11 protein-coding genes are annotated in these 10,401 nt (G+C 71.8%); 1 reads left to right on the top strand and 10 read right to left on the bottom strand.

Translation table 11 applies throughout. The features are described from left to right. Nucleotides 1-109: 109 nt before the first annotated feature. From solA to AC0680_RS29120, 10 genes are all read right to left on the bottom strand, one after another. Nucleotides 110-1,273: an N-methyl-L-tryptophan oxidase gene (gene solA, locus AC0680_RS29165; RefSeq protein WP_478634467.1), complete on the bottom strand. Its 1,164-nt coding sequence runs from the start codon at nucleotides 1,271-1,273 to the stop codon at nucleotides 110-112. Between the two features lies 1 nt (nucleotide 1,274). Next, nucleotides 1,275-1,952, bottom strand: coding sequence for an FMN-binding negative transcriptional regulator (locus AC0680_RS29160; RefSeq protein WP_478634465.1), 678 nt, complete (start codon nucleotides 1,950-1,952; stop codon nucleotides 1,275-1,277). 39 nt (nucleotides 1,953-1,991) lie between these two features. Beyond that, nucleotides 1,992-3,368, bottom strand: coding sequence for a lysine N(6)-hydroxylase/L-ornithine N(5)-oxygenase family protein (locus AC0680_RS29155; RefSeq protein ID WP_478634572.1), 1,377 nt, complete (start codon nucleotides 3,366-3,368; stop codon nucleotides 1,992-1,994). A 122-nt stretch (nucleotides 3,369-3,490) separates the two neighbouring features. Further along, complete coding sequence (locus AC0680_RS29150) at nucleotides 3,491-4,756, bottom strand: glycosyltransferase (protein WP_478634462.1); 1,266 nt, start codon at nucleotides 4,754-4,756, stop codon at nucleotides 3,491-3,493. Nucleotides 4,757-4,762: 6 nt separating this feature from the next. Next, nucleotides 4,763-5,542 (bottom strand): MerR family transcriptional regulator, encoded by a 780-nt coding sequence (locus AC0680_RS29145; protein ID WP_478634460.1) that lies wholly within the window; start codon nucleotides 5,540-5,542, stop codon nucleotides 4,763-4,765. Between the two features lie 202 nt (nucleotides 5,543-5,744). Next, nucleotides 5,745-6,140: a GntR family transcriptional regulator gene (locus AC0680_RS29140; protein ID WP_478634569.1), complete on the bottom strand. Its 396-nt coding sequence runs from the start codon at nucleotides 6,138-6,140 to the stop codon at nucleotides 5,745-5,747. A 169-nt stretch (nucleotides 6,141-6,309) separates the two neighbouring features. Beyond that, on the bottom strand, nucleotides 6,310-7,329 hold the full coding sequence (locus AC0680_RS29135; protein ID WP_478634457.1) for an ABC transporter permease: 1,020 nt from the start codon (nucleotides 7,327-7,329) through the stop codon (nucleotides 6,310-6,312). Continuing rightward, the gene (locus AC0680_RS29130; RefSeq protein WP_478634454.1) at nucleotides 7,326-8,258 is read right to left on the bottom strand and encodes an ABC transporter ATP-binding protein; all 933 of its coding nucleotides are present in this window, start codon (nucleotides 8,256-8,258) and stop codon (nucleotides 7,326-7,328) included. Before AC0680_RS29130 ends, AC0680_RS29135 begins: the two co-directional genes overlap by 4 nt. 94 nt (nucleotides 8,259-8,352) lie before the next feature. Next, a complete protein-coding gene (locus AC0680_RS29125; protein ID WP_478634451.1) occupies nucleotides 8,353-8,868 on the bottom strand; it encodes a GNAT family N-acetyltransferase in 516 nt (171 codons plus the stop codon). A 92-nt stretch (nucleotides 8,869-8,960) separates the two neighbouring features. Next, nucleotides 8,961-9,299, bottom strand: coding sequence for a hypothetical protein (locus tag AC0680_RS29120; RefSeq protein WP_478634448.1), 339 nt, complete (start codon nucleotides 9,297-9,299; stop codon nucleotides 8,961-8,963). A 266-nt stretch (nucleotides 9,300-9,565) separates the two neighbouring features. Between AC0680_RS29120 and AC0680_RS29115 the strand changes: the two genes are divergently transcribed. Next, nucleotides 9,566-10,369, top strand: coding sequence for an exodeoxyribonuclease III (locus AC0680_RS29115; RefSeq protein ID WP_478634447.1), 804 nt, complete (start codon nucleotides 9,566-9,568; stop codon nucleotides 10,367-10,369). The last annotated feature ends 32 nt before the right edge of the window (nucleotides 10,370-10,401 follow it).

Raw genomic sequence — 10,401 nt, 5'->3', positions numbered from 1 at the left:
CCCCCCCCCCCCCCCCCCCCCTCCCTCCCTCCCCCCCCCCCCCCCCCCCCCCCCCCCCCCCCCCCCCCCCCCCGCCCCAGGAGTCACGGTCGGGGAGATCTGCGGGGACTCAGTGGGAATCCCGCCCGGCCGCGGCGAAACGAGCCGGGTCGAAGATCGAGAGATTCTGGCTGGCGGATCCCTTCGTCACGATCTCCATGACGGATTCGCCGATGGCTGGCAGGAACTTGAAGGCGTGGCCGGAGGTGCCGGCCGCCACGACGACGCGGCCGTGCGCGGAGGCCGGACCGATGACGAACGCCTGGTCCGGGGTGTTGTCATAGAGGCAGACGGCACTCTTGCGGTACCGGCCGCTGGCCCCGAGGCGGGGGATGCGGGTGCGCAGGAAGTCCTGGATCTCGGCGATCTCGCGCTGCTGCACATAGCGGTCCACGCCGTCCGCGTCGGTGGGCGTGCCGCCGCTGTGCACACCCGCCTTCACCCCGCCGTGCAGGCCGTTCGCGGCCGGGTGCCCGTATCCGACCATGCCGTCGCCCTCCCATATCCAGTACGGGAAACGACCGGGCTGGAAGTCCTGTGCGCCGCCGTCCGGCTCGAACCACAGCATGACCTTGCGCAGCACGTCCACGGGGAAGGTGAGTTCGGGCAGCAGGCCCGGCGACCAGCAGCCCGCGGTCACCACGACGTGTCCCACCTCGTAGGTCCCGCGGTCGGTGGACACCCGCGCGCCGCCGGGGTCCTCGGTGATCTCCCGCACCGTTTCCTCGAAGTGCAGATCGGCGGAGTGCCGCTGGGCGAGGGCCAGTCCGACCCGGACGGTCTGCTCGGGCTGGACGTAGCCGGAGCCCGGGTCGTACACCGCGACGCAGTCCGGCGCCGGTTCGAACTGCGGGTAGCGGGCGTGGACCTCGTCCGCGGTGAGGTACTCGTGCTCCAGCCCGCACTTCTCGGCGCTCGCGCGGGCCGCGGGTATCAGGGCGCCGTCGGCGGGCCCGAGGCACAGACCGCCGGTGCGGTGGAAGAGGCGCTCACCGCTGGCCTCCTCCAGCTCCGACCACAGGGTGTAGGCGCGGCGCAGATACGGCACGTACTCGGGGCCCATGAAGTACGCCTGCCAGACGCCACGGGACTCGCCGTGGCTGGCACCCAGGTCGTGGACCGGACTGTAGCGCTCCAGCCCCAGGACCTTCAGGCCGGCCGCGGCCAGCGCGTTGGCGGCCGCGCTGCCGAGTCCGCCCAGGCCGACCACGGCGACGTCGTACTGCTTGCCCATTTCAGAGTCTCCCCTCGGGCGGCCGGCCATCGGCGCCGGTCCACCGCTCCATGGCGCACGCCAACTCCCGGTGTGTGCCTTCCGGGCTGGCGGCGAAGTGCGAAGTGGTTGTGTCCCTGGTCTCCGGGTCCAGCTCCTGGCTGAGTTTGAACATCCCGTCGACGTCTTCCACGTGCAGCTCGAACGCCCCCACCGCGGGCAGGATCTTGTCGAAGTAGTCCAGCGACCCCGCCATGTCCCACCGGCGCCCGAAACGGCCCTCCAGTTCGCGCACCGTCCGGTGGATGACGCGGCGGGTCTCCTCGCCGGCCGGCAGCGGCTGGATCGTGCCGCGTAGGTGGACGGCCGTGAAGTTCCAGGTGGGCGCGGCCGGTGTGTATCCGTAGACCTCGGGTGAGACATATCCGTCGGGGCCGCGGAAGACCAGCAGGGCGGGCTGCCCGGCCGTGAGGTGGCGCCAGTGCGGATTGGCCCGGTTCAGATGCCCGATCACGCGGTGGCCGCGCAGGTCCGCGGGCCCGTTGTCGACGGCGTCGGCCACGTCCTCGGGCAGCACGACCGGCAGATGGGTGGCGAAGGGCACCGGTTCCGCTCCGGTGACGAGAGTGGCCAGCGGGCTGGCGCGCACCGTGGCCACCGCTGCCGCCGAACTCCCCTTGTAATGTGCGGGAACGTACATAGCGCGTTCTCCTTCGGGGCCGAAATTCTGCGCCGACGGCTACCGGCGGCGCAGGAGCGAGTCGGCGACCTCGCCGGCCCGGACCGCCGTATTGGACAGCAGCGTCGAGGACAGGCCGTGCGTGTGCTCGGTGGCGCCCTGCAGATAGATTCCGTGGCGCACCCCGTCCTCCATCCGGATGCGGTAGTCGCGGTCCACGTCCAGCCGGCCCGTGATGTCGCGCTTGCACAGGCCGAGCAGTTCGGGGCTCAGCAACTCGTCGGGCGGCACCGGGCGATAGCCGGTCGCGTACACCAGATAGTCGGACTCCAGGGTGCGTTTCTCGCCCGAGGTGAGGGATTCGACCGTCAGCGAGAGCGGGCTGCCGGGGGTCTCCTCGACATCGATGAGGCAGGAGGTGTGGTCGATCAGCAACCGCTGCTCGGCGGTCACCTTCTCCTGGTACCAGATGCGATAGAGCTCCGAGATCAGCTCGTTGTCGACCACCGAGTAATTGGTGTTCCGATGCCGGTCGACGAGCATGTCCCGGACGGAGTGCGGAGCCCGGTGGAAGTCGTCCACGGCGACCGGGTCGAAGATCCGGTTGGCGAACGAGGAGTCGTCCGCGGGGCTGTATCCGTAGCCCGCGAAGACGGCCCGTACCCGCCCGTTGGGGAAGCGCTCGTGGAGGTGGGCGGTGACCTCGGCCGCGCTCTGGCCCGCGCCCACGACGGTGAAGCGCAGGGGCGCCGCGCTCGGTATGCCGTCGAGCCGGTGGAGCAGGCCGCTGCTGTGCCATATCCGCTCCGACTCCCGCGCGCCGTCCGGCAGGGACGGGCGCAGACCGGGTGCCAGCACCACGTTCCTGGCCCGACGCACGATCCGCCGGGTGCCGTCGGAACCGGGTATGCCGATCGTCACGTCCAGCAGGCTCTGCCCCGCCGATGCCGCCGGTTCGATCCGCAGCACCTCATGGCCGTAGCTGACCCGGTCCGCCAGCGCGCCCGCGGCCCATTCCAGGTAGTCGTGGAATTCCACGCGACTCGGAAAGAGGGCCTTGTGGTTGATGAAATCAACCATCCGGTCCCGGTCGTGCAGATAGTTGAGGAAGGTGAATTCACTGCGCGGGTTCCGCAGCGTCACCAGGTCCTTGAGGAAGTGCACTTGCATGGTGGCGTTCTTCAGCAGCATGCCGCCATGCCATGAGAATCCGGGATGCCGTTCGTAGAAGTGCATCCCGGCTCGCGGATGAGGTGTTTCGTGCAGGGCTATGGCGAGGGCCAGATTCGAGGGGCCGAACCCGACGCCGAGTACGTCGAGCGGCGCTCGCTCCTCATCGCATAACGATGAAGTGGAGCGCCCTGTTTCCAGGCTTTCCGGCAAGACGTGCTCCAGGGGGTGATTACCTGAATGCGGAGGACGTGAGCATTTCAGCACGAGCCTGCGGGAACGCCATCCGGCCGTCAAGGATCTTCCGTATGAGAAATTGGTCCTATACCGGTGGGCCGAGAATCTGGCTATTGTGCCGCCCGGCGCGGCGGGGTGTGCGCCCTGGAGCCTTACGCGGTCAGGCGGTCCACCGCCTCGGTGACCGCGCCGGCGCCGTCCTCGACGGCGAGCCGGCCGGCGGCGCTCCGGGCGCGTTCGCGGTGGGTGGGGTCGGCGGTGGCCCGGGTGAGGGCGTCGGCCAGACGTTCGGCGGCGTGCTCGGCGGCGAGGTCCTGGAAGGGGATCGGGGCCGTGGCGGCGCCCACTGCGGCCAGTCGCGCGGCCCAGAAGGGCTGGTCGGCGGTGACCGGTACGGGGACGGCGGGGACCGCGGCACGCAGGCCCGCCGCGGCGGTACCGGCACCGCAGTGGTGCACCACGGCCGACATGTGCGGGAAGAGCAGGGCGTGCGGGACCTCGCCGACGGTGAGGATGTCGTCCGTCGCGAGGGCGTCGGGACCGGTGGTCAGACCGGCCCAGCCGGACTGCAGGACGCCGCGGACCTTGGCCCGGCGCAGGGCCGCCACCGCCAGGGCGCCCAGCCGCTCGCCCTCGCCGCCCGCCATGCTGCCGAAGCCGATGAACACCGGGGGCGGTCCGGCGGCGAGGAAGTCCGCGACGAATGAGGGGAGTCGGTCCTCGGGCGCGTGCCAGGGCCACCAGTTCCCGACGACCTCCAGGCCGCTGGGCCAGTCCTTGGGGCGGGGCACCAGGACCTCGCTGAAGCCGTGCAGGACCGGCCGGCCGGCCGCTTCGGCGCGGCGGCGGAGCGTACGGGGGGTGGCGGGCGGCAGGCCGAGGCCCGCCCGCAGTTCGCGGCTCGCGTCCGCGTAGAGGCGGTCGACGACGTGGTGGGAGAGGCGGCCGACGGCGCGGTTGCCCCAGCGGCCGAGGGAGCGGGCGCCGCCGACGGGAGGGGCGAAGTCGCCGGTGGGGGCGTTGGGGTGGAGGGGGAGCTCCAAGGACGGGATGCCGTACGCCTCGGCGAGGCTCCGGCCGAGCGGCGCGGTGGTGGTGGACAGCAGCAGCAACTCGGTGTCCTTAGTGGTGGCTTCGGCCAGGCCGGTGCCCAGTTCCCGGATGAAGGCGGCCGCCTTGTGCATGAGGGCGCGCCTGCCGCCGGTGGAGGCCTCCGGTGCCGGGCCGCCGTCCGGACGTCCGGCGCGCGGGTCGGCGGGCAGCCGGCGGAACTCCAGGCCCGCGCTCCGTACGAGCGGGGCGTAGGCGTCGTGGGTGGCGAGGGCGACGTCGTGGCCGGCTTCGCGGAGCCGGGCGCCGAGGCCGGTGTACGGGGCGACGTCGCCGTACGAGCCGGCGGCCGTGATCACGATCTTCATGGGATGTCAGCAGCCCTTCGACTGGCGTACGGCGTTGGCGTGGACGGCCGTGCGCAGGTAGGAGGCGAGGCCGGGGCGCTGCTGGCTCGGGGGCACGATCAGGGCGAACGCCCGGGGGTCGGCCGCGAAGTCGTCGGCGATCCGGCCGTGCATATCGGTGGGGCACGGGGTGAACCAGCGGCTGATGCTCTGCCGGTGCTCCTCGGCGAGGTCCATGGCGCGTGCGCCGTCCGCGGGGTCCTCGGCGTCGAAGGCGGCGATCAGCCGCGCCCGCCACTCGGCGGCCTCGGCCATGATCTGCGCCCAGTCCTCCTTGGTGTGGGCGGCGGCGCTCGCCATGGAGCGCTGGTGGCCCGCGCGGTCATGCCACTTCAGCTGGGCGTCGGTGGCGTAGGTGAGGTCGAAGGCGACCTCGCCGAACACCTCGAACCGCTCCTCGGGCGAGAGTTCCACGCCGGTCTGCTGGACCTCCATGGCCTGTTCGGCGACCTCGACCAGGCGCTGCAGTTTGGTGATCTGCTCGTTGAGCAGGCGGTGCCGGGCACGCAGCTGGTCGAGGGCGTTGGCCTGCGGGTCCTTGAGGATCGTGGCGATCTCGTCGAGCGGGAAGCCGAGTTCCCGGTAGAAGAGGATCTGCTGCAGCCGGGCGAGGTCGGCGTCGCTGTAGAGGCGGTAGCCGGCCGGGCTGCGGTCGGTGGGGGAGAGGAGCCCGGTCTTGTCGTAGTGGTGCAGGGTGCGCACGGTGATTCCCGCGGCGGCGGAGACCTGCCCGACCGAGTAGCCCACGCTCGGTGCCTTTCGTTCGTGGTGACGGGATGGCGGCGAGGAGGGCGGGAAAGCCGTCTGCGCCGTCGCCCAGGCTGCGGCCTGACGTTACGTAGGGGTCAAGCGGGGGGGGAGATGGAGGAGCGGCGGGACGGAACGGGCAGGAGGGGCGGCCGTCCGCAAAGACGGCCGCCCCTCCCCGTACGGGCGTGCTCCCTACCCCTCACTCCTGTGCGTACCGCTCCTCCAGCACCGAGTTCACCAGCGCCTGGACGTCCTCCCGGTCCAGGCCCTCGGTCCGTGCCCGCGCCATCCAGGAGCGCAGTTCCTCGCGCAGCCGGGCGTCCGCCGCGGACTCGGGGCGGGCCAGCGTGCGGCTGACGAAGGTGCCCAGGCCGGGGCGTGGTTCGACCAGGCCTTCGCGTTCCAGCTCGCGGTAGGCCTTCAGGGTCGTATTGGGGTTGACCTTGGTCGTGGCGGCGACCTGCGCGGCGGTCGGCAGGCGGTCGCCCTCGACGAGGACGCCCAACCGCAGCGCCTGGTGGACCTGTTGGACGATCTGGAGGTAGGTGGCGACACCACTGCGGCGGTCGATGCGGAACTCGACGACGCTCACCACCTCTCTGCTGCTCTCGCCCGTAGGGCCGATGCTCTCGCCCGTGGGGCCGACCATGCCGACGACCGGGCCGCCGGCTGCGCCGCCGGGGCCCGGCCGCCCGACCGATTGATGATCCGGCCGCCGGCGGCGGGTGTCAAAGCGCCGCCCGGCGTGTGCCGCGCCCGGCTGTTCAGAGCGGCCGCCGGTGGGCCCGCCACACCACGAACGCGAGCACCACGGCGGTCAGGGCCAGCAGGATCCCCGCGCCCAACCACTGCATCCCGGCCATCTGCTCGTAGTCGAAGTACTGGGTCACGCGGTTGACGATGCCCATCCTGGCCCGGCAGGCCTCGGCATCGCCGTTGACGCAGGTGCCGTAGCCGTAGAGCTTGCCGTCGGCGGTGGACACCCAGTCGTCGATGCGTACGGAGCCCAGCGGCAGGTCGGGGCCGTCACCGTCGTACGGATAGCTGACGCTGCGCAGCGTGCCGAGGCGGTCGCGGACCTTCTCGCTCCAGATCAGGGAGGCGACCACGGCGAAGACGGCGGTGGCCGCCATCGCCGGCGCCGTCCGCTTGACCAGCATGCCGATGGCGATGCCGCAGGCGGTCAGGAAGAGGGTCGTGGCCACCGGTATCGGGCCGGTGGTGTCGAAGGCGCCGCCCGCCAGCCAGTCGCCCTGCAGGGCCAGGTTGCGGGCCGGCGACCACAGCCAGGTGAAGGCGGCCGACAGCAGACCGGTGCACAGCGCGGCGAGGGCCAGCGGCAGGCCGAGGGTGGCGGCGATCCATCGGCCGCGGCTCACCGACTGGGTGGTGACCAGCTTGAGGGTGCCGTGCTCCTGCTCGCTCGCGATCAGCGGTGCGCCGAGGAAGATGCCGACGAAGAGCGGCAGGAACTGCAGGAACTCCACGTCGAGGTCGAACGCCGAACCGAAGTGGTTGCGGAAGTCGTTGAGCAGCTCCCCGTCCGCGTCCGGGGTGGCGCCCTTGAGGTCCAGGAACTCCATCACGCCGATGCGCTGGTAGGCGAAGAGCGCGCAGGCCGCGACCGTGACCAGCAGGCCGGTCCGCAGGAAGGCGCGGTGGCGGTGCCAGACCAGCCAGGGCAGGCCGCGCAGCAGGGCGCGGCGGGGCGCGGCGGCGGATCCGGGCCGGCCGGCGGTCGGGGCCGCCGCCACGGCGTCGTGGGTCGTGCTGGTCCGGCTCATGCCGCCGCCTCCTGCGCTGCGTCGTCGATCCGCGCCTCGTCCGCGATCAGGTCGGGCGCCCCGGGCGAGCGCAGGTAGGCCAGCAGGACCTCCTCCATGCTCGGCACCAGGGCCTCCCAGCTGTCGGAGAGCGGTCCGCCGGACCGGATCAACGCGCTGAACTGGCGCCCGCTGACCCGGGACTCGACCACGGTGTGCTGCCGCCGCAGCTCCTCGGGCACCCCGTCCGCTCCGTCGGCCACGCCCGTCACCAGCAGATGGGAGGGCACCAGCTCCTCGGTCGGGCCCGCCATTCGCAGTCGCCCCTCGGCGAGGACGACGAGGTAGTCACACATCTCCTCCATCTCGGCGAGCATGTGGGACGACATGAGCACGGTCGTGCCGTGCTCGGCGGCCTCGGCCATCAGCAGGCCCGACAGCTCGTGCCGGGCGAGCGGGTCGAGGTCGGACATCGGCTCGTCGAGCAGCAGCAGCTCGGGCCGCTTGCCGAAGGCGAGGGCGAAGGCGACGCGGGTGCGCTGGCCGCCCGAGAGGGTGCCGATCCGGGCCGTCAGCGGCACGTTCCCGGACCGTACGATCCGCTCGGCCAGCGCCTGGTCCCAGCGCGGGTTCAGCTCACGGCCGAGCCGCAGGGTGTCGGCCACGGTGAAGCGCGGGTAGAGCGGCTTGTCCTGCGCGAGGAAGGCGATCCGCTCCAGGGCGGCCGGGTCGCAGACCGGGACGCCGAACAGCTTCAGCGTCCCGGTGGTGGGCTGCACCAGCCGGGTCGCGGTGCCCAGGAACGTGCTCTTGCCGGCGCCGTTGGGGCCGACGAGCGCACAGATGTGGCCGGCGGGGAGCCGGAAGGAGCAGTCCCGCAGCGCCCACCCGCGGCGGTACTTCTTCCCCAGTCCTACGGCCTCGACGGCCCACGGGCTCGGGTCGCTCACCCGGATCCCCCCTTTAGCTAGTTCATTAGTGGAATGAGTATGGGGAGCGGCCCGGACGCCTGTCAACAAAGCCGGTGAGCGGGCGGGGCGCCCCTCAGTCCGCCGTCCCCGTCAGCGGCTTCGCCATGCAGCGGCTCTCCTCGTACGTCCGGTAAAGACCGAACTTCTCCACCAGCGCATAGCCGCAGGACGCATACAGCTCCAGCGCCTCCGGCTGCTTGATGCCGGTCTCCAGCACCATCCGGGACCGCCCCGCGGCCCGCGCGTCCGCCTCCAGCACCTTCAGGATCCGCCGCGCCAGCCCCCGCCCCCGCGCCTCGGGCAGCACGAACATCCGCTTGATCTCGGCGTCCCCGACCGCGTACCCCTTGCCGGTGTCGTCCTGCACCCGCCAGCCCCCGCTGGCCAGTGCCCGGCCGCCCTCGTACGCGATCAGATACGCGCCGTGCGGAGGGCTGAACATCTCCGGATCCAGCGGCGTCATATCGCCGTCGCCGTAGCGCCGCGCGTACTCCTGCTGGACCAGCCCGTCGAGGGCGACGGCGTCGGGGTGGTCGTAGCGGACGGCGCGTATCTCGACGGGGGGTGTCCCGGTGGGGCGAGTCTCCATGCCATGAAGCGTACGGGTGTGCGAGTGGCGGGTGCGGTGAGACGGGAAGACGACCGCCCCGCCCGGAGCGTCCGGACGGGGCGGGTGCACCCTCAGACCACGGTCTCGCTGCCGTCGGGCCAGCTGATGTAGGTCTCGCAGATGCTCTGCATCGTTTCGTGGTCCTCCCAGCAGCGCGTGTACTGGTGCCCCTGTTCGACCTTCCATCCGTTGGGCATGACCGCGCTGTCGGGCCCCTCCGTGGACGGGCCCGACTGCTGGGCCACGCCCTGACCCGAACCCTTCTTCACCTTGATCGGTCCGGTCTTGATCGCGGGCTTCGGGGGATGGGAGTCGGCTGTCGCGGTGCCGCTCGTCGCGAGCGGGCCCGCGATCGCCGCGATGAGCAGGGCTGCGCAGGCGAGGCGGCGCTTGGGGTGGTTGGCCGGCATGATGGGTTCCTTTCGTCGGCGGGAAACCTGGTTCGGCGGAATGCCTGATCCGATGGAAACCCGTCGCGGCGACCGCGTCGCGACCCGAGGACTCGGGGCTTGAACATGCCGGATATGTGTGGTTCCAGCGGATTGTGCGCGCGGCTCGGCCGAGCCGGGTCGGCCGGGCCGGGATGCCCGGCCGTCATCGAGGCGGCTACCGGTATGGGAGCCTGGCCCCTGGCCCGACGAGAGAGCAGCGGCCGGAAAGGGATAGGGCGAGCGTTGTGATCACCGTGACCTCCGTGAATGTGAACGGGCTGCGCGCCGCGGCCAAGAAGGGCTTCGTCCCGTGGCTGGCGCAGACCGAGGCCGACGTGCTGTGCCTGCAGGAGGTACGGGCCGAGACCGCGCAGCTCCCCGACGAGGTGCGCGAGCCCGCCGGCTGGCACACGCTCCACGCCCCGGCGGCCGCCAAGGGCCGGGCCGGCGTCGCCCTCTACACCCGCCGCGAGCCGGACCGGGTCCAGATCGGCTTCGGCTCGCCGGAATTCGACGGCAGCGGCCGCTACGTCGAGGCGGACCTGCCCGGGGTGACCGTCGCCAGCCTCTACCTGCCCTCCGGCGAGGTCGGCACCGAGCGCCAGGACGAGAAGGAACGCTTCATGGCGGAGTTCCTCCCCTACCTCGTCGACCTGCGCAAGCGCGCCGCGGCCGACGGCCGCGAGGTCGTGGTCTGCGGCGACTGGAACATCGCCCACCAGGAGGCCGACCTGAAGAACTGGAAGGCCAACCAGAAGAAGTCCGGCTTCCTCCCGGAGGAGCGCGCCTGGCTCACCGACGTCCTCGACGAGACCCGCGGCGGCTACGTCGACGTCGTCCGCTCCCTCCACCCCGACACCGAGGGCCCCTACTCCTGGTGGTCCTACCGGGGCCGCGCCTTCGACAACGACGCAGGCTGGCGCATCGACTACCACCTGGCGACCCCGGGCCTGGCCCGGCGCGCCCTGAAGGCCTACGTGGAGCGCGCCGCCAGCTATGACCAGCGCTGGAGCGATCACGCTCCGGTGACGGTGGCGTACGGCATGTGATGAGCCTCTGCACCATGGCCCTCGCCGACGGC

The sequence above is a fragment of the Streptomyces sp. NPDC043738 genome, assembly GCF_056436545.1.
Note: the sequence above shows the minus strand (reverse complement) of the source record. Positions and strands in the feature narration are given on the sequence as shown.